General features: G+C 48.3%; 17 protein-coding genes and 2 pseudogenes. 10 read left to right on the forward strand and 9 right to left on the reverse strand.

The genetic code is table 11. The annotated features are described in order from the left end of the window. Positions 1 to 2 precede the first annotated feature (2 nt). From F153LOC_RS06710 to F153LOC_RS06725, 4 genes are all read right to left on the reverse strand, one after another. Entirely contained in the window at positions 3 to 608 is a 606-nt protein-coding gene (locus tag F153LOC_RS06710; protein WP_102104351.1) for a class I SAM-dependent methyltransferase, read from the reverse strand. Positions 609 to 719: 111 nt separating this feature from the next. Next, positions 720 to 2,273 (reverse strand): peptide MFS transporter, encoded by a 1,554-nt coding sequence (locus F153LOC_RS06715; RefSeq protein WP_102104352.1) that lies wholly within the window; start codon positions 2,271 to 2,273, stop codon positions 720 to 722. Positions 2,274 to 2,750: 477 nt separating this feature from the next. Then, positions 2,751 to 4,724, reverse strand: coding sequence for a bifunctional diguanylate cyclase/phosphodiesterase (locus tag F153LOC_RS06720; protein ID WP_102104353.1), 1,974 nt, complete (start codon positions 4,722 to 4,724; stop codon positions 2,751 to 2,753). Between the two features lie 17 nt (positions 4,725 to 4,741). Continuing rightward, complete coding sequence (locus tag F153LOC_RS06725; protein ID WP_100777496.1) at positions 4,742 to 5,236, reverse strand: molybdopterin-dependent oxidoreductase; 495 nt, start codon at positions 5,234 to 5,236, stop codon at positions 4,742 to 4,744. Between the two features lie 735 nt (positions 5,237 to 5,971). Between F153LOC_RS06725 and catA the strand changes: the two genes are divergently transcribed. Further along, the gene (gene catA / locus F153LOC_RS06730) at positions 5,972 to 6,649 is read left to right on the forward strand and encodes a type A chloramphenicol O-acetyltransferase (protein ID WP_102104354.1); all 678 of its coding nucleotides are present in this window, start codon (positions 5,972 to 5,974) and stop codon (positions 6,647 to 6,649) included. Positions 6,650 to 6,770: 121 nt separating this feature from the next. Here catA and F153LOC_RS06735 read toward each other — a convergent pair whose 3' ends face one another. Then, positions 6,771 to 7,388, reverse strand: coding sequence for a LysE family translocator (locus F153LOC_RS06735; protein WP_102104355.1), 618 nt, complete (start codon positions 7,386 to 7,388; stop codon positions 6,771 to 6,773). Between the two features lie 622 nt (positions 7,389 to 8,010). On the opposite strand from F153LOC_RS06735, the gene F153LOC_RS06740 reads away from it, so the two are divergent. Both F153LOC_RS06740 and F153LOC_RS21595 read left to right on the forward strand, forming a co-directional pair. Then, on the forward strand, positions 8,011 to 8,469 hold the full coding sequence (locus F153LOC_RS06740; RefSeq protein WP_102104356.1) for a VOC family protein: 459 nt from the start codon (positions 8,011 to 8,013) through the stop codon (positions 8,467 to 8,469). Between the two features lie 213 nt (positions 8,470 to 8,682). Then, positions 8,683 to 8,844 (forward strand): hypothetical protein, encoded by a 162-nt coding sequence (locus F153LOC_RS21595; protein WP_158238457.1) that lies wholly within the window; start codon positions 8,683 to 8,685, stop codon positions 8,842 to 8,844. A gap of 465 nt (positions 8,845 to 9,309) precedes the next feature. On the opposite strand, the gene F153LOC_RS06750 is transcribed toward F153LOC_RS21595, so the two are convergent. Further along, the gene (locus F153LOC_RS06750) at positions 9,310 to 9,930 is read right to left on the reverse strand and encodes a LysE family translocator (RefSeq protein ID WP_102104357.1); all 621 of its coding nucleotides are present in this window, start codon (positions 9,928 to 9,930) and stop codon (positions 9,310 to 9,312) included. Positions 9,931 to 10,196: 266 nt separating this feature from the next. Between F153LOC_RS06750 and F153LOC_RS06755 the strand changes: the two genes are divergently transcribed. From F153LOC_RS06755 to F153LOC_RS06775, 5 genes are all read left to right on the forward strand, one after another. Beyond that, a complete protein-coding gene (locus tag F153LOC_RS06755) occupies positions 10,197 to 11,105 on the forward strand; it encodes a YafY family protein (protein ID WP_102104358.1) in 909 nt (302 codons plus the stop codon). 3 nt (positions 11,106 to 11,108) lie between these two features. Further along, positions 11,109 to 11,954: a hypothetical protein gene (locus F153LOC_RS06760; protein WP_102104359.1), complete on the forward strand. Its 846-nt coding sequence runs from the start codon at positions 11,109 to 11,111 to the stop codon at positions 11,952 to 11,954. Further along, the gene (locus tag F153LOC_RS06765; RefSeq protein WP_102104417.1) at positions 11,954 to 13,405 is read left to right on the forward strand and encodes a hypothetical protein; all 1,452 of its coding nucleotides are present in this window, start codon (positions 11,954 to 11,956) and stop codon (positions 13,403 to 13,405) included. The genes F153LOC_RS06760 and F153LOC_RS06765 overlap by 1 nt, the downstream gene beginning before the upstream one ends. A gap of 114 nt (positions 13,406 to 13,519) precedes the next feature. Continuing rightward, positions 13,520 to 14,011: a hypothetical protein gene (locus tag F153LOC_RS06770; RefSeq protein ID WP_146003458.1), complete on the forward strand. Its 492-nt coding sequence runs from the start codon at positions 13,520 to 13,522 to the stop codon at positions 14,009 to 14,011. Positions 14,012 to 14,334: 323 nt separating this feature from the next. Beyond that, the gene (locus F153LOC_RS06775; RefSeq protein WP_102104361.1) at positions 14,335 to 14,649 is read left to right on the forward strand and encodes a hypothetical protein; all 315 of its coding nucleotides are present in this window, start codon (positions 14,335 to 14,337) and stop codon (positions 14,647 to 14,649) included. A gap of 68 nt (positions 14,650 to 14,717) precedes the next feature. Here F153LOC_RS06775 and F153LOC_RS21665 read toward each other — a convergent pair whose 3' ends face one another. Continuing rightward, a complete protein-coding gene (locus F153LOC_RS21665) occupies positions 14,718 to 14,879 on the reverse strand; it encodes a hypothetical protein (protein WP_199174661.1) in 162 nt (53 codons plus the stop codon). Positions 14,880 to 15,300: 421 nt separating this feature from the next. On the opposite strand from F153LOC_RS21665, the gene F153LOC_RS06780 reads away from it, so the two are divergent. Beyond that, positions 15,301 to 16,152 (forward strand): aldo/keto reductase, encoded by an 852-nt coding sequence (locus F153LOC_RS06780; RefSeq protein ID WP_102104362.1) that lies wholly within the window; start codon positions 15,301 to 15,303, stop codon positions 16,150 to 16,152. 42 nt (positions 16,153 to 16,194) lie between these two features. On the opposite strand, the pseudogene F153LOC_RS06785 reads toward F153LOC_RS06780, so the two are convergent. Beyond that, a pseudogene (locus tag F153LOC_RS06785) lies at positions 16,195 to 17,045 on the reverse strand (LysR family transcriptional regulator). Between the two features lie 301 nt (positions 17,046 to 17,346). On the opposite strand from F153LOC_RS06785, the pseudogene F153LOC_RS06790 reads away from it, so the two are divergent. Continuing rightward, positions 17,347 to 18,116, forward strand: a pseudogene (locus F153LOC_RS06790) (helicase-related protein); the annotation flags it as partial. 507 nt (positions 18,117 to 18,623) lie between these two features. Here the strand turns inward: F153LOC_RS06790 and F153LOC_RS06800 are convergent. Continuing rightward, positions 18,624 to 19,853 (reverse strand): VWA domain-containing protein, encoded by a 1,230-nt coding sequence (locus F153LOC_RS06800; protein ID WP_102104363.1) that lies wholly within the window; start codon positions 19,851 to 19,853, stop codon positions 18,624 to 18,626. Positions 19,854 to 19,913: the final 60 nt, after the last annotated feature.

Genomic DNA, 19,913 nt, shown 5'->3' on the forward strand with positions numbered 1-19,913 from the left:
CCTCACCGAGCCTGGCACAACCAGACCGAGTGACCGCCGCACGCCGGATCCTCAAACATCACCTCAATCACCGCAAAACCGTTATCCGCCAGCCGTTGCCGGTATTCGTCGGGCGACAGGCTGGCGTGATACAGCGGCTCCCCTTCAAATTCCCCCATGGCGATCCCGTTGTCCGTACCGCTGGTGAACATCAGCACGCTGCCAGGGCGGCTGTGGCGGGCAAAAATGGGGAACATCTGGCGCTGATCGTCAGGCGACAGATGGAAAAAACTGTCCCAGGCGAGCAGCCCATCGAAGGTTTCATTGAGCGCCATCTGGCGCATATCCAGATGCAGCCAGCGCTGATCGGGAAACGCCTGTTGCGCCCGCGCCAGCATGCCGGGCGCGCCATCAACGCCCGTCAGCCGATACCCCTGGCGGATAAAATGTTCCGCTATCGGCACCCCGTTGCCGCAGCCGATATCCAGAATCGCCCCCTTGCCGCCGATCAGCCGGGTAAACTTATCGAGCCAGCCTTTTTCCACCAGATGACGCGAACGTAACCGCGCAAATGCATCGGCATGGGTGTCGTAGATAGTCAGGATATGTTTGGCAGCGGCATCAGACATCGTGAGTCTCGTGTGCAGAAGTTTCTGGAACGTTTATACCTTACCCGGCGGGCTGAAAACAAAAAAACCGGCGCAGATGCGCCGGTTTGTTGGAACTCAATTCATGGCTTATCAGGCGTTGGTCACCGGTTTTGACTCTGTTTTGGTCTGCGCGTTTTCCAGCATCCGACGCACCGGCACAATCAGCACCGCCAGGACCGCAGCACAAATCAGCAATGCGATGGAGCAGCGCGCGAAGAGATCCGGCAGCATATCCAGCTGATCGGCTTTCACGTGACCACCGATCAGGCCCGCCGCGAGGTTACCCAGGGCGCTGGCGCAGAACCACAGGCCCATCATTTGCCCGCGCATTCTTTCCGGAGCCAGCAGGGTCATGGTCGCCAGACCAATCGGGCTAAGGCACAGTTCGCCGAGGGTCAGCATCAGAATACTGCCCACCAGCCACATCGGAGAGACACCCGCGCCGCCGTTGCTGAGGACGTTCTGCGCCGCCAGCATCATCAGGCCAAAGCCCGCCGCTGCGCACAGAATACCGATAACAAACTTGGTCATGCTGCTTGGACGCACACCTTTTTGCGCCATCATCGGCCAGGCCCAGCTAAAGACCGGTGCCAGCAGGATGATAAACAGGGCGTTGATCGACTGGAACCACACGGCAGGGATTTCAAAATCGCCGATCATGCGGTTGGTGTAGTCGTTCGCAAACAGGTTGAATGAGGTCGGTTTCTGCTCAAACGCCGACCAGAAGAAGGCCGCCGAAACCAGCAGGATGAAACACACCAGCAGGCGCGCACGCTCTTTGCGGTTAAGACCGGCAAAGACAAACAGCCAGATAAAGTAGAGCGCCACCGAGATAGCAATCACGTACACCAGCATGCTGGCGACCGCGACTGGGTTGATCACAATGATGCCCTGGGCAATCAGCGTGACGATCATCGCCACACCCACCGCCAGTGCCAGCAGCCAGGCGCCGACGCCGTTTTTCTTTGACACCGGGCTGTTCCAGGTGGAGTCCAGACCGACTTCGCTGTCGTAGCGTTTCATCGAAGGAACGGCAAACAGGCGGAAGATCACCAGCGCCACCAGCATCCCGATACCGCCGATGCCGAAGCCCCAGTGCCAGCCGTGGGTTTTAATCAGCCAGCCGGAGATCAGCGGCGCGATAAACGAACCCATATTGATGCCCATGTAGAACAGCGAGAAACCGCCGTCACGACGTGCATCGCCTTTCTTGTAGAGCGTCCCGACCATCACTGAGATACAGGTTTTGAACAAACCGGAACCGAGGACGATAAACATCAGGCCGATAAAGAACAGGTTGTTGCCCATGAAAGCCGAGAGCGCGATGGAGAGATGGCCGAGCGCAATCAGAATCGAGCCGTACCAGACGGCGCGCTGCTGCCCGAGCCAGTTATCCGCAAGCCAGCCCCCCGGCAGCGCGGCCAGATACATGCTGCCTGCGAAGATCCCGACGATCGCCGACGCATTTTCGCGCGCCAGCCCCATCCCACCGTCATAAACGGTCGCGGCCATAAACAGAATCAGTAACGGACGAATGCCGTAGAACGAGAAGCGCTCCCACATTTCCGTAAAGAAGAGCGAGCCAAGCGGGTAAGGATGGCCGAAGAAAGTTCGGCTTTCTTTTTGATTAACAGTGGATTGCATAGTTCTCCCGAAGAGGTGTGTCGTGTTGCACGTCAACGCTGGATTGTTTGCTGGCCTTTCAGGTTCAGGGCCACTTCTTTACATCCAGCGAAATATTATTTAACCATTTGATAACCGGACGATGGTTTTGTCTAGTGCCCGGAGGGGGACTTTAAGATGAAAATTCGACAGATGTCTAGTTTTGTAGACTTTTTGTTTGATGGAAAGGGGGAAATATTGACATCGTTGCAGAAGATGCGGCCTGATTTTTGCCCTGAAATAAGCCGGAAAATCAGTGCATTCCCCCACTGATTTAGCCCGGCAATTCCTTAAGGAAAACGATCTGCATGAGTGCATCAGAAAGAGGAAGCATTGAGCCCTCATTATTGAGGGCTCAATACAATCATCCGTTGTATAAAGTGAACTGGCCTCAGCGGAAAACGGTTGAACGCGACTGGCCGCTTAGCGCGAGGAACGGTCGCGCGCAATGGGGATTATTCAGCCATGCGGGGCCTTTAACAGGGTGGAAGGATCGTTTGAGAATTCACCGTTTTTGATTTCTCCGGCGATAAACGGCAGAGGTTTACTGAACAGATAGCCTTGTGCGAAATCGCAGCCCAGCGCCTGAAGACTTTCCAGCTGTTCCTGGGTTTCAACACCCTCGGCAATCGTTTTCATACTGAGGGATTTCGCCATGCCGGTGATGAGTTTAATGATATTTAGGGCGTCTCCCTGTGTGGATATCGAATTCACAAAGGATTTGTCTATTTTGATTTTATCAAAGGCAAGTCGGCTCAGGCGGGAAAGAGAGGAATAGCCCGTACCAAAATCGTCGATGGATATTTTCACGCCCAGGGCTCTAAGCTTATTAAGCGTATTCAGCGGCGTATTGTTATCCGTAAAGAGGGAGGACTCCGTCACTTCCAGCTCAAGACGGTCAGCCGCAAGCCCTGTTTCTTTCAGGATAGACATTACTATTCCTGCAAAGGTTTTGCTGCTGAGCTGGACAGGAGAAACGTTTACTGAAATTTTCACCGGAACAGCCCAGGAAGCCGCTTCCCGACAGGCCATTTCAAGCACGGATTTTCCCATCTCGCTAATCATTCCGGTTTTTTCAGCAACAGGAATAAAGGTATCTGGCGATAAAAGACCTTTTAGCGGATGCATCCAGCGAATAAGGGCTTCATAACTGTAAATTTCCCGACTGTACGAATCCACAATCGGTTGATAATAAACCACGAATTCTTTATTCACTAAAGCCTGCGCCATATCATGCTCAAGCGTTCTGCTTTCCAGCAGCTTATCTAACATGCGCTGGCGGAAGACTTTAATTTTGCCAGCGCCTTCATTTTTGGCTTCATAAAGGGCCAGGTCAGCAAATTTATAGAGATAGTCGGAACGGCGCTCAGTATCTGAGTTAACAATGCCCACACAGGTGGTTATATTTATAACCGCGCTATAAATTGTATAGGGCTGGTTAATACAATCGCATATTTTCTGCGCCATCGAAACAGCCTGACTTTCTGCCAGGTCGCTCGTGAGGAAAGCAAACTCATCGCCCCCTAAGCGATAAAGCATATCTGATGGAAGCCCCATCGAAATAAGTCGCTGAGCGATCAGACGCAATAACATATCACCGGCATCATGACCATAGGTGTCATTGACCTCTTTGAATCGGTCTAAATCAAACAACATCACGGTCACAGAGCTTTTATTAGCGTCTGCAAGCCTGATGGTTTTGTTTAAATTATCCCAGAAAAACAGTCTGTTACTCAGCTCTGTGAGCGGGTCATGGTAGACGTCATACTCCAGCTTGGTATTCTGGATTTGCAGTTTTTCTTTAGATTCCTGAAGCTCTCCAGCAAGGCTCTTAACCTGAATATGCGCTTTGAGAATATTTCTGTTTTGATAAAAAATCAGCACACCCAGTATCGCACTCAGTATTATCAAAAGAACAGAAATCGCTGAATAAATAGAGTACAGCGTTTGAATTTTACTGTTGGCGTTGTTAATCAGATTCAGATCTTTGTTCAACGCACCGGATGAAAGGCGGCTTAATGGTCCATCAAGCGAATACATTACCCGTAGATATTTCTGAAGCTCTGGACGGGTCATTGTCTCAAGATGTGCATCCAGATAATTAAGGGTATTATCGAGTTTTACAGCAAGTTCATGAAGTGATTCATTGCTATTTATATACTGGCCTAAATCTCCCTGCTTTAATAAATCACTCTGGCTGAGCATAATGTCGAGGTGTAGGCGCACATCGTCGAGTGTCATCGACTCATCAATAGTATAAAGACTGAGCCATGATTCGAACCGATAATACTCCGAGACCAGCTGTCCAGCAGACCATGAACTGGCGTAGTGCGTCAGTTTCTGCAATTCCTGCTGTCTTTCATGCACAAGAAAAGAGATATATCCTGTAGATATAAAAAGAGAGAATATTATGGCAGCCAGTATTCTGTTCATGTTGTTCTTCTGAAATCCTACTCAATGCTCATTTTGCTGACCTGCCATGCTGACCTTGAATAAAACACCTGATTATTCAGCTCAGGTTCGCTGTCATAGGGATAGACGATGAAGAGCGGACCTTTGTCGCGAACACGCATGTATTCGCCATTAATTTTTAAGGCAAGGATCACATTGTATTTTTGGAAGTCACTGAGAGGGATAACGGTGGTGTAGTCATTAAGTGCAGTAACCTTAACGATAGAGCCTTTGGCGCCTACGTAATCCATGAGTTTTTTCAGCGGAATACCCGTAAAAGTTGTGCGCCCATTGTACCAGGGAGAGGCGGTCTGGAAACTAACCATACCCAGCTTTTCAAGGCTGGCGACATCAAAAACGGCTTTGCCCTCTTCGTTTGTATTTTCGATATTACCTGACATGGTTAAAAGGACTTTCCCGGTAGGTTTGGGAAGCTCCCCCGCCATAGCCTGCGACGCAATCACTAAGCTGAACAACATGACAATTAACTTCATTTTATCTACCCATCCGTCAAATATAAAAGAATTATAATTTAGTTATTATGCTATTTATACATGCTGTCTGGAGAATAACAATGCATTAAGAAAATTATAATTTAATGCATAAAATCAATGTGTTATGAAATTTTAGTTGTTTAGTGATGATTAATCAAGGTTGATACTGTTATTTTAAGTGCATTAAATTTAACCATGTCTGTACAAACAATAATCTATGTGTTTGGTTAGCGCAAATAAACCCACACAAATATTAATGCTTAGCGATTGGTGCAGGCCCAGGGCCGCGTTGTGGTAAAGAGAGAGGGCTTTGATGCAAGCCTGACGTTTGTCAGTTTGTTGGATAAAATTCCACAATATTGAGAAAAAAATGTCTGGCTGACTTCTGACTCGCTAGCAACAAAGCATTCATCAACGGCAGTTCCGGCTGAACGACAGGTGCATTCAGTTACCTGTCCACGCAGGAGTGGCTGACACGCCCCCTCTCCTGACACGATCAAGGCTGCTCCCCTGGCGGAAATCCTGCGTCATTTTTTCGGGCAGGAGAGCACGACAAGATTGCGCAACCGGGTCTGATCTTCTGACATATTTCACCTTTATTTACTCCGGTATAAGGAGGAACGACTGTGGCAAATGCGTTTGTTCTCTAAAGGCTTTAGGACTCATAATCATCATTCATAGACGAAAAATCTTATGCTAACATCTTATTTATAAATGCGAATCAAAGGTTAAAAGATGAAAAGTACAACGCCACATTATACGTCTGTTGATTTATCTCGTTGGGCAAGGAGGGAGCATTTTGAAATATTTCAGACCTTCGCCCAATCGACATTTAATCAGACTGTTCAATTAGACATTACGGCGTTGCTAAAACATATTAAAGAGACAGGCTGGAAATTTTATCCGACGATGATTTTCCTCATTTCCAAAATCGTAAATCGGCATCCGGAGTTCCGTATGGCGATGAAGGATAATGAGCTTGTCGTATGGGATGAAGTTCATCCAAACTATACCATTTTCCATAATGAAACAGAGACCTTTTCATCATTATGGAGTCATTACGATGGCAATATTTATCACTTCCAGAAAGTATATTCAGAAGACATGGCTCGCTACAGTAATAATACTGCTTATTGGCCTAAGGAAGAGTCGCGGGAAAATATATTTTTCATATCCGGTATTCCCTGGGTAACTTTTACCAGCTTTAACGTCAATGTGGCTAATATGAAGAACTTTTTTGCCCCTATGTTCACGCTTGGAAAATACTTCGAACAAGATGGCAAAGTATTGTTGCCTTTCGCCGTTCAGGTGCATCACTCCGTATGCGACGGTTTCCATGTGGCAAGACTGGTCAATGAGTTACAAGAACTCTGTGACGACTTGCAGCACCACCAAGACAATTCAAGTGATTGATGGTAATGATATTTTCGCATTCGTCTTTATCCGAGATGGGCAGCAGGAATCGCTGCTATTTCTGCTGAAAGCGAGGAGTAGAACTAAATTCCTCGCATCCATTGACTGAAAATCGTCTGACTCACTTTAGCAGCAGGCGTAATCCCAGAAAGGCCATAACACCGCCGCTGAGTTTATCTATAAATTTACGGTATTTAATGTAAGCCAGACGCGGCCCGTCAGATGATAATAAGCACGCGACAATCGCATACCACAGCACATCAATAACGAATGCCATTAAGGGCAGGATGATGTACATAGCAGGTTGAATATTTTTGCTGAGGGCTGCAGAAAAAATACTGGCAAAGACCAGCGCAGTATGAGGATTGCTGATTTGCGTCAATACGCCTGTCAAAAAAGCTTTGGAGGCGCTGACCTCATCTATCGCGGTGGAAGCAATAACGCGGTTTGAAGGGCGACGAAGAATTTTCAACGCCAGCCATAAAAGATAACAACCGCCGGCAACTTTAAGGGCTGTGTAAAGTGAGGGGACCAAAGTCAGCAGAGTGTGAAGGCCCGCTAACGCTATGACAGCAAATATAAGCGCCCCAAAACCGAGACCTGCCGCCACAGATAACGCCACACGTCTCGAACTGGACATCGCCGTGCGGGCAACAAGAAGAAAGCTGACGCCCGGGCTCATTGCGCCAAAAAGAATAGCAACACCAATAGCAGAAAGTGCAATCAATTCATTGATCATTCATTTTCCCCGTCATGACTCATTATCAGCCCGTTCGCTCATCGCGCGAACCAGACACCGCTGAACCGCTCCCGATTAAGACCATAACACGATGTCATCAGCCTCTGCCCCTGAAACGAAGCGTAAATTGAACAACAAATATCAGCGCACCACCCTTTCCTGCCCCCGAATGGATACTTCGGGTCGCCCTGAGAAGGAAAATGATTGCAGGACCGTGACAAATGAAAAATACGATCTAAGATTTTGGGGAAGAAAACTGATTACATGGAGTTTCTGATGACTATTATTGTGGTGACAGTTCTGTTCTCCCTGCTCATTGTGCTGGGGCTAAAATACATCCTGGTGCAGTTAATGAATGCCTGGTGTGATCCTGATGGTCATTAAGCAGTATTAGACACACTGCCCCGGCGCGGACCCGTAATGCCGTTTCATTCGTGGTTCGCGCCGGGAACGCATCCTCACTCACCTCCCCCCGCTCATCTCCCCTCCCCAGCAAATCTGGCTTGACGCACTGCGTGAACACAATTTTATGGCGTAAATCGACAGCACTTTCCGGCTTGACCTGAAGTTTACTTGAGCTTTTAAGATGCTTATCTGGAACTCAGACAGAAGGACTCGGTTTATGAAACAGGTGGACGTTGGATTTACCCACGTGGCGTTTGTCGTCAGGGATTTGGATGAGAGTATTGATTTCTATCACCGCTACGCCGGAATGGAGGTTGTTCACAGACGTGAGCCTGATGTACCAGAGGCACGCCAAGTGGCATGGCTCAGCGATCGAACGCGTCCATTTGCACTGGTTCTCGTACAGGCGGATGTCGTGACTGATACCCCTTTGGGAAGTTTTGGTCATCTTGGCGTCGCTTGCTCAAGTATCGAAGCGATCGATGAAAAAGTGGCGATGGCGCGAGCAGAGGGTGTGCTGCGAAAAGAGCCGGTTCAGGCTGGTGATCCGGTGGGGTATTTTGTCTTTTTCGCTGACCCTGACGGCAATACGTTAGAACTTTCATATGGGCAAAGAGTTGGGCTGGAAGCTTCTGGAACGCACACTGAACCCAAAAGTAACCTGACAGGCCAGTAATTACAGCGCTAAACATCCTGGCTCCCGCATCGTTTAAACGCAAGATGACCGCTGGCTATCGATGCACCTCTCGTGCCGGTTTAACGAGCAAGGCGCCAGGATGGATGAATGCCTTTAAAATGAAGGATAAACAGGGCGCTCATCAATTTTAGCGCACACGGAAAGTTTCTCTTCGCCCGCGTATTGAAACCCAAATGAGTCGCTGGATATTGAGTGGAAAAGCGTATCGCCATTCGCAAAAGGGATGATTTCGGTATCACCAGCGCGTTTATGCCCGGCCCCCGTTTCGAAGTTTCCTTTCCACCTTTCCTGCGTGTGACCGTAGGCGTGAAGAATGACTTCCACCAGACCCCGCTGTGGGCAATTAAGGCGTAAAAAGGTAGAGGAGAAATTTAAGGCGTTTGCAAAGCAGGAGAATGACAGAAGGCAAAACAGTAAAGCTCTTAAAAACATAATACCGATATAGGTTCGTTCAAATTTGAATAACAATTTAGCTTAAGTTACCAATGTTGACATTGCCCTGGATCAATATCACATAATTTTCAACAAGATAGATTATTTGGCGCGAGTGAATGTCTGTTTGTTCCTGGATTTTACTTATATGCCCTGGTTAATTTTTCCTTTGCTCCAGTAAACATGTTCGCATTAGGCTTTTCCAACCCAACCGCTTAAGGGAAAGGCCACACTTACTGTAATGTATTGAAATGCCCCTGCTGAGCTTTTGTTTGTTCAGATGACGGATGCCGAATAGCAACACCGCGGGAGATTTGTCGCCGATGGGAAGATCGGCCGCAGAAGCCTGCCAACCCTTCGGCAGACTTCCTTTGGTGCCGTTCTTTCCTATCGTTTACTCATCGCCAGTTTGGCGGCAAACAGCAAAAACACCACGCCGGTGGTTCTGTCCATCCACTTCACCACGGCCGGCTTTTTTAGCACGCGAGACGCATAGCCCGTGGCAATAATCAGGGTTAATGACCAGAGCGTGCCTATCAACACATGAATGGATACCAGCAAAAAGGTCCAGGCAAAGGGCGAATGTCCTGCGGGAATAAACTGGGGAAGGAATGAGACATAGAAAATGCCCATCTTCGGATTGAGCACGTTACCGAGCATTCCGCGCATAAAGCCGTTACCGCTGCCCGCATTCTCCCCGGCGGTGAGCGTAAATTGCTGACGCGGACGAAGCAGCAGCTGAAGCCCCAGCCAGCAAAGATAGGCCGCACCGCACCATTTCAGCAGCGAGTAGGCCACGTCAGAAACAGCCAGTAACGCTCCCAGACCAAACGCCACCAGCGCGCCCCAGATAAAACAGCCTGTATCGATACCCAGCGCCACGTGTACGGCTTTTTTGCTGCCATCCGCCGCAGCGGTTCGCAGGATCAAGGCGGTGTCGAGACCGGGGGTTAGCGTCAAAAGCGTGGCGGCAAGGGTATAGGCCAGAAGGGCATCGGTGACTGACATTGTGCTTCTCCGAAAACGAAGATCCTACTGAAGGTTTAACAATTCCGCAACACCCCAAAGTTCGGTAGGGACCGTCAGGAATGGACACTGATATCCTAAGGGTATTAAAAGCAAGGTGTTGACCGTCCACGATAATTTTATTTAAGAAATACGGCATTCTTGCCGATATCTACATAATCAGACGTAATTTAGCGCCCTATTTCTTCCTGACATGACCTGTCAGTCGGTAAGAGTAGCATTGAGGAAAAATTGTCAGGGGAACATGCATGAGCGGGCATGAGGTTATGGTCCAACGGATAACCGTCATCATTTCGGCGCTATATCAGTACGGTTATGTATCACGCCAAAAACTACTGGATGAATTTAAAATCAGCGAACGGACCCTGTATCGCGATCTTAATCGTTTGGGCGATCGTATTCTCCATGACGGCAACGGTATCTACAGACTGGCCCCCGCGTATGCCAAACCGCAAACCTTAAAAGAGCTGCAAAATCTTGTCAGCCTTCTAGGAATGGAAGAGATTATTCCGGCCAGTAAGTACATCCTTAAACCTGATTTAACTTCCCTGAGCATTCGTGCTTTACCGGGCGATCCTGACGCTAAACGTGCTCTGGAAAATAATTTCAGCCTGTTTGATAAAGCCATTCGTCAGAACAGCATCTGTACGTTTCACTATAAAGAAACGCTGCGCACCGTTGCGCCTTATCAGCTTATGAATATCAAAGGCGTGTGGTATCTCGGGGCGGTTGAGAAAGGCTGCGTTAAAGGTTATCAGCTGAGTAAAATTCGCTGGTTAACGCTAACCTCTGAACATTTCACACCCGATCCTCACATCGCGAAATATTTCTCAGAAGAAGACGATGTGTGGTTTTCCCTCGATAAGCAGACCGTACAGATAAAAATCGCAGCAGAGGTGAGTTATTACTTCCAACGTCGCAATGTGCTGCCCGCACAGAAAATAATACGCCATGAATCAAACGGCGATGTAATCGTACAAACGGAGATGGCGCACGAAAATCAGTTATTCCCGTTATTACGCTACTGGTTACCCCATCTCACCATTATTTCCCCGGCCGGCCTGCAACACCATTTTCTCCAGAAGCTCTCTCAGCAGCTGGCAAAAATGGAATCACAGTGCAGCGGGCCATCTTTTGAATACACACAGCAGGAATAATACATGTTACGCGGATCTGAAAGAAAAGAAGCATTAGAGAGTCTTTCTCGGGCCACCACACGCTATGAGTCGCAGGCCAAGGACACACAGAATGCCATCACCGGGTTATTTGAGCTGCGCCAGAAGTGCAGTAAAGACCTGATTGCCCGTGGTGAGCATTTCATTAACCGGCTGGCTAACTCGCCAAAAGAGTTCGACAAATCCTGGAGCGAGCTGAAAGCCGAGATTGCCGAGTTCGACGATGTGGTTGAAAAACTGGAAGCGGAGTACCGCGCATCTCACGTTGGTAAAGGTACTGCAGCGGCAGGCGTCGCCGTAGGTGCTGGTGTGGCGGCGTTCGCCCCAACCGCCGCGCTGGCGATTGCAACAACCTTCGGTACCGCGTCAACGGGAACTGCCATCGCGACCTTAAGTGGCGCAGCCGCAACCAATGCCGCGCTGGCGTGGCTCGGCGGCGGTGCGCTCGCGGCGGGTGGCGGCGGTATGTCAGCCGGCAGTGCTTTGCTTGCTCTTGCCGGCCCGGTCGGATGGGGAATTGGCGCAGTGGGTATTGCAGGCGGCACTTTACTGGCACGCCGTAAGAACGGCAAAATCATCGAACAGGCTCAGGAAGAAGAGCGTGAAGTCCGCTCCCAAATCAGCAAATTGCGCATCATTGAAAGCAGCACAGAAGAGCTGAAAAATCTGACCTCTGAGCATTATCAGGGCACGGAGAGCATTGTCGACGTTCTTGAAAAAACCGCGCCGCGTGATTACAGCCAGTTCAATGCTGGACAAAAAGAGCAGTTGAGCGCGTTGATTAACCATATCAATGCATTGTCAAAACTGATTAACAAGAAGATCCAATGATGGAGAGCGTGAAGAACTCTACCCCCTTTAGCGATCAGCTCATCGGCAGCGCGGTGGACGCGCTCAACCAGGCGCGGATTAACGACGAGCTGTTTCAGCTCACCCGGCAGGACATCGCCTTTGACCTGGCCGGTGAGCAGATGCAGAAAGTGCGCGATTTCATCGCCTCTCCCGGCAATATTCTCGGCAGCATGGGCACAAAACATGGCGAAATTGCCGAACAGCTAGAGGTGGGTTTACGCAATTCGCATCAGGCGATTGAAGAGAGATTGCAGGATGAATCGGCTTTTCGCGCTACTTTTGAAGGAGTCCATCGCCTCGCCCCGGAAGACTACCGGATCGACGGCGTTGACGTTCAATCCAAATTCATCAACGGCACCCATAACAACCTGAAGGCGGTCCTGGAACATATGGATACCTACCCCAGGTTCGGCAAGGACGGATCTTTCTACCAGATCCCGAAAGACACCTGGCAGGAGATTCAGGACATTCTCGATGGGAAACCGGTCGATGGGCTGCGATCCACCACCATTGATGCGATAAAAGCCAAAGTCGCTGAAATTGAACGGGAAACAGGACGGCCTTTTGCTGAGGTCGTGCGCCCCGGCGTGTCTGATTACGACGAAGTACAGTGGGGAAAAATCGACTCGACGCTGGATAAGCACGACAGTGAATTAGCCGAACATAACGAGGCCAAACGCACCGAGATTATCGATGACCATCAGCCTTCCCTGAATGAAGGGCTACGCGCCGCGGGGCTGGGCGCCGCGTTTGGCGGTGCCTTTGCCCTCGGCACCGGGATCTACCGCAAATACCGCGACGGCAAGAATATTTTCTGCGGCGATTTTACGGCGCAGGACTGGCAGGACGTGGGGCTGGACACGCTGAAAGGCGCTACCATTGGTGGTGTATCCGCCGGGGCAATTTATACCCTGACGAACTATGCCTCGATGGGTGCCCCGTTCGCCAGCGCCCTGGTGACAGCCACCAAAGGCGTGGCAAGCCTTGCGGCCTCGTACCAACGGGGAGACATCGATCTGGATGAGTTCACCGATCTTGGCCTTATAGTCTGCGCCGAGTCTGCCATTGTTGGTGCAATGGCCGCTGCGGGCCAGGCGCTGATCCCTGTGCCGGTGCTGGGCGCGTTGATTGGTTCAGTTTCCGGTAAGTTTATGGTTACGGTTGCCAAAAGTCTTGATGCTAAGGCGCGTCAGGCACTACAGGCCAAAATGGACGCGTTTGCCCTTCGGCTTAGTGCCATCGAACAGCAAGTGCTGAACCGCATATTGTCAGAGTTTGTCGCACTGGGCGAACTGACGGCTGCCGCCTTTAATGTCGACAATAACCGCCAACTGCTGGAGGCGAGTATTACCCTCGCACGCGCGTACGGCGTTGAAAAAGAAAAAATTATAAAAAATGCAGACGATCTCGATGCGTTTATGACGGCGTGATGCATTTTAGGATGAGCTGTATTTTACCATTATTATTAAAATGGAGTTTTTATGTATATCAGAGCGTTAGTGACAACATCTGTCTGTTTGCTTCTCTCCGGTTGCTCTATAGATATGACGGACAAACTGACTGACTATAAGGGCAGCGATGCGGCCTATATTCGTGTCGATAATTCCGGACAACCTACCTCATTTCGTATTCAGAAGATTATCCCAGCAGGCCATTGCGTGAAGCTTGATAAGCCTTACGGCCTGACGGCCACGGTTGCCGTGGCGGGTATCAAGTCTAGCTACTCCAAAACGGTGCCTGGTATTGCGCCCGTTTCAGCCCGGTATGCCAAACGGGGTTATCTCGAATATGCCATCAAGCCAAATGAAGAGTACAAAATCTGGTGGACGTTCTTCGAGCAGAGCATGCACGGAATTGACCTGAGCAGGACGTGGAGTTCTTTCTTTAAAGCAGAAAAAGGCCACACCTATGAGATCGGAACAGAAGGGAATGAAATCGATATTACCGATATCACGACAGGTCTAAAAACGGTGTCTAAAGATCTCAAAGAGTGCCCGTATACGATATCAATGATGGGTAAAAAGGTTTACGACTGAGGCTTTCTGCGAAGAACGTCATCAGGCATAAACAGACAACCCCGCTTAACGGTGGTTAAGCGGGTGAAATCTCGTTAGCAATGTCCGCTGTTGGCATGGAGCGGCCAAGGTTATAAGACCCTTTACGAGAGAAAAATTTTGTCGCAACCTTTAATGGTCATAACGATTAACAAAGAACTATTAAATACAGTGATTATATTACCGGTAATTGTATTTCCTCCTGCTACGCTCTTATAATCTTTTTGAAGGGAATTTGGCGGGCAAGAGAAATCGACCTGGTCATTTTGTTTCTTAGGTAATTATATTCTCTGCAAGGATATGCAATGCGCTATACACCTATTTTAATTGTTCCTTTTTTAACGGCCTGTAGTGTCGGTTTTATTAAATTTGATAATGATCCTCTGGTGCAAGCGACCTATGCGACTGATGCGACAAAACATTCAGTTATTGCGGCAGGTGGAAAACCAGACAGTGAGATAAGTGTTCCAGAAATCAATGGGACTTGCATTAACTACACGCTAAAGAAAGGTGAAGAGACGATGCCTTTTTATGTTGCGTTCGATAAGAATGGAAAGCGAAAACATTATGGCTATATCTCCTGCCAACAGGCGAGAGCGAAGGGAGTATTTAGTCAGTAAATTTGCTTAGAATACCATTCCTCTTCTGTTGAGAATACAAGAAGAGGAGTGTCTTAATCACCTTGATATCAGTAGCCTGCAGCCCTGTTGGCGTCTTTGATGCGCTGATTTCTTGAGTCTTTTTCGTGTTGATCGTTAGCCTGCATTATCCCACTTGCAGCATCAATCCAATCATTTGCGGTACAACCTGACAATACCATACTCAATATTAATGCAAACGCATACTTCATTTTGGCTCCATCACTCATTATTGTATAATTAGCGCCGGTTTACTACTAAATGTATTTGACGCTAATGCGGATAATTTAACAAAATATCACCTCTCGGGCAAGGTGAGGGTTTCGAACCCGTTCATAAATAATTCATAATGAGTAGCTTAAAACTTAAGACGCAAGGTAGAAAATAGCGCGGTATGTAAAAAATATTATATAAAAAAAAGCGAATTATTTCCCTCAGCATATCGAGCCGATATCACTGTTCTCAATGAGCGCCCGCTGCTCCTTCAGTATCAGTGATGTTGCTGGCACAAAGCGGACGGCCCTCTCCATTCGATTAATGAATTCATCTAATAAACCCTAGCTAATTACCCCTCTAATAGAATAAATACGTTTGCGTTATGCTTTACCAACACAACAGCTGAAGGATAACGTCATGCAAACTGTAAAACTGAACAACGGTATTGAAATGCCCCTGCTGGGCTTTGGTGTGTTTCAGATGACAGATGCCGCCGAGTGCGAAAGAGCCGTTATTGATGCCATCGATACCGGATATCGCCTGATCGATACCGCCGCGTCTTACCAGAATGAAACCCAGGTCGGGAACGCGCTGAAACAGACCGGCATCGCACGTAACGAACTCTTTATCACAACCAAACTGTGGCTGCAGGATACTCATTACGAAGGCGCTAAAGCACAGTTCGAACGCTCCCTGAATCGGCTGCAACTTGATTACGTCGACCTGTATCTGATTCACCAGCCTTACGGTGATGTCCATGGAGCCTGGCGAGCCATGGAAGAACTGCAACAGGCAGGCAAAATTCGCGCCATTGGTGTCAGCAATTTCCATCCTGACCGACTGGCCGACCTTATCGCCTTCAACAAAGTGGCTCCTGCGGTAAACCAGATTGAAGTTAACCCCTTCAACCAGCAGCTGCATGCCGTTCCATGGAATCAAAGCCATGGCATTCAGCCGGAAGCCTGGGCACCGTTTGCAGAAGGGAGAAATGGCCTTTTCCAGCACCCCGTGTTAACCGCGATGGGTCAGAAGTACGGCAAAAGCGTGGGCCAGGTTGTTCTGCGTTGGCTCTTCCAGCGAGGCATCGTTTCGCTGGCGAAATCGGTGCGCAAAGAACGCATGGAAGAGAACATTAACATTCTCGATTTTGAACTCGGTTCTGAAGATATGCTGCAAATTGCTGCCCTCGACACCGCAACCAGCGCCTTCTTCTCACATCGCGACCCGGCGATGGTGGAATGGCTGACTGGCCGTAAACTTGATGTTTAAACGCTTTTTATGTCAGCGGTATCATTTTGATATCGCTGATTTCTATTCAGAATAACGCAGGGCGTCGATCATTAATGCAAAAGCGGGCGGATGCTGCTTACGACTGGGGTAATAAAGGTAATAACTGAGGTAAGAAGGACACCAGTCCTGCAGAACCTGAATAAGCTCACCTTAATTGAGGTAATCCTGAACCATATTCTCCGGAACACAGGCAACGTCACCTTGCCTTCAACTCTGACTCGTAGCAGTTTCCCTTCCCTCTCGAACTCCAAGTGATAAAGCCCACCGGCAGTTGGCAGGCGTATATTAATGTACCGACGATTTTGTAGGTCGTGAGGCGTTTCGGGCACGGGATGAGTGGCAAAATAAGACGGCCCCCCCACCACAGCCATTCGCATGTCCGGTCCAATTCGCACGACGATCATATCCTTATCAACGCTTTCGCCCAGACGGGCTCCGGCATTAAAACGCCCCTCAATAATATCGATAAAGCCGTTATCGACCACCAGGTAAATATTAATTTCCGGCTATTCTCCTAGGAAACTTTTTAGCCTTGGCCATACCAGACTTCGCGCGGCATGTTCACCGGCTGATAAACGAATATTACCCGAGGCAGTGCCGTTCAGTTGAACAAGCGATTCCAACTCCTGTTCAAAATCAGCAATACGAAGTTCAAGGCAAGCATTAATTTGCTACCCAACCTCCGTTGAATCCACGCTTCGGGTGGCGCGGGTCAGAAGGCGGATATTTAGCCTTTCCTCCAGTGCTTTTATCGCATGGCTGAGTGCAGACTGAGAAACACCTAGTTTGCCCGCAGCTTTGGTAAAACTTCCGTCCCTTGCCACCACATGAAAGATTTGCAGTTCCTTGAAATTTCTTTGAGCATCGGCGATTTCCTTATGGAGGCATTCCCCTTCATCGCGCAATCATGAAGGGTGTTCATAGACAAAACCATTTAGCCTCATTACTGACAATAATGATAATTGACATTGTGACTGTATCGAAAATATGTCCAGATTATCAGAAAGTTTATCATGAAAATACTCGTTGAAGGGGCAACGGGAAGATTGGTCTTAATGTTGTAAACATCGCTATCAAAATGGGTTATCAGCCCGTGGCGCTGGTCAGAAATGAGCACAAACTAAAATCACTTCCCCATGGATCGATTTTTTTTACGGCGATGTTTTAATGCCTGAAATCCTCATTGAGTTGCCACAAAAAATTGAAGTCACCAACTGTAAGCAACAGCCGCTTTCAGGCCCTCAAGAGCAACTGTATCTCTCTTGGATCGCGAACTGGCAACAACAGCAGACCCTTAGTCAGGGAATGGAGCAAGCTGGCGTGGGGATGTTGGGGCTATTAGATTGTCTTAAACTCATTTGTGCACACCCTGCAGATTAACCCTGAACCTTGTTATCGGGAAGGGTTGCCAAAGCATAGCTGGAGGTTGAAAACGCTAAATGAAATCAAACACATCAGTAAAGAGAAAGTGATTATTTTCACCAAGCTACGAGATCTCCAGCCATAGAAACAGAATGCGATTCAGCAGCAGTTTGGCTTTCGTCGGGTGATCATCAATGGCGACATCAGTACTAAAAGTCAGAGCTGGAATAGCCGCCAGCGATTGATCGATGATTTCCAGCCCCAACCGGTTGTGGTGTGATCATTCTCTCCTCAGTCACTATTAGCTTAGGGTTAACATTCAGAAAGCCAACAACGTTATTCATTTCACCCGTAGCTGGAACCCGGCCAAAGAAGATCAGGCAACCAATCGCGCCTACCGTATTGGTCAGACAGGGGATATGTATGTGTATTATCCAACAGTAAGGGACACTGAAATCATAACGTTTGAAGAAACGCTGGACGAACTCCTTTAGCGGCGCCGCGCATTGGCCAGAGATATGTTGTGCTCTACACCGAATCTAAGTGGTACTGATTTTGAGAATATTTTGAAAGGAACATAACTTCTCAGATTTTGAGATGCAAAAAAGATTCTTTGGTCCAACTCATAGCAAAAAGGATTGTTGGGCTATATGCACCTCACTGAGCTGGGTTCGTTTTATACGCTAGCAATTCAAATTTATAATGGGGGAGAATAATGAGTTAGCATTGCTATTAAGTTAAAATCGATAAAGGATTTGTGCATGTTATGTCAGGCTAAGATCTACCCTTTAAGTGGTTTCACAAGTGTATTGATTATGACATCAATACAATAAAGGAACTATTCTATACTAGCTTAGATGAGCCAGATCCTTGCAATGTGACGCAAGAATATCTGCAATCAGCTCGCGATCGATTCGAAATTACAGGTATTGTAATTAACCCCAGGTCTAGGGTATTTATAAGACTCTATTGTAAGATCGGAGTTACAAGAAATCGCATTACGCCAGCATTTATAGCAACTAATTTACATAGCTCTACATTAGGTCACGTTTGTAGAGCTATTCTTCGCCAGTCCAGACTAACGCGGACTAAAATATAGCTAATCTTTTAGTTTCATCAATCCATGTTCTGAACTCTTCCAGTAAATTATCATATAATTTTTCGTCGCTGATAGAACCGAAATCATCCATGGCAAAGAAGTGTGTGTTATCAACCCGGCGATCTGCAAAGTCATCCAGATTTTTGAGGATTCCGTAGCTTGAACCACCCAAACCGACAAACTTCCAGAAAATGGGGTAATTGGCAGAACGCCGGATTGCATCTTTAATCGCCCGGGTCTTGCTGATCCCACCGTCGGTGATAAATACAACATATACGGGGATTTTTGAGTCCTTAAAGTAATCAACTATTTCCTCCATTACAGGAGGCTCGTTGTTTGTCCCCCCAAGACCCGGCAGGTTCTCCCATGCTGAACGCTTTCCTGACCCACGAATGGTCTGAATATAAGTGTCTAGATTGTCCAGTGTGACGTTTGGATACTTCTTATGCTTTTCTCCAAATCCCCAGAGATCCATTTCACCGTCGTCGTCGAACTGGGCGGCAAGAACGGCGATGCGGTCCAGCACAGACTGTACGTTGCCCTTACTGAACTGGCCACTCATTGAGCCGGATGCGTCAAGTACAAATGCAACCGCTGCCTCAAGGGTGTCCAGTTTATTTTTAGTGAGACTGACCGAGGCTTTTTTTGCGAGGCTTACAAGGCGCGGAGATCTGGTTTCGAGTTTCTTCTCCAGACTTATACGAGCGGGCTGTGCTGGCTGTGCGACATCAACGCCATAGCTAACGGCCAAAGGCTCCAGCCCACCGTTGAACCCCTGCCCGAGCGCACGAAGCTTCCAGGCGCTATTGTGTCGATATACTTCACCCAGGATGATTGCTTTTTCACTGCGGCCCTGAGTCTCAGCCTGAAAGTCAGCGATACCAGGAGCCTGTATGCTCAACAAACTGAGCCCATTGATGGTCTCTGCACCATCAATGACAACGGTGATCGCAATTTTACTGACGTTCACCGGAACACGATCCAGTGCTATCTCAATGCTGGACTGCTGAGAACCGGTAACGAGCTTTACTGCCCCCTCAGGAGAAGACAGATTATTATAAAAGATAAAGCCAGAATCACCCGTGACCTTTCCCTGAGCATTAAGGAGGAACAGGCAGGTATCGGGCTCGCCTTTAAAGCCGGATTTGGCAGGGTACTGAAGATTCAGCCTGATCGCAGATTGCTGAAGTGGTATGTTTTGTCCGGGTTGTAGATTCACATTAACTCTCCTGTTTTTTGATTATTTTTAAAACGCAGCGTTTATATATTATCTCAGGCT

Source organism: Lelliottia sp. F153, assembly GCF_002870005.1.
In the GTDB taxonomy this organism is placed as follows: domain Bacteria; phylum Pseudomonadota; class Gammaproteobacteria; order Enterobacterales; family Enterobacteriaceae; genus Enterobacter; species Enterobacter nimipressuralis.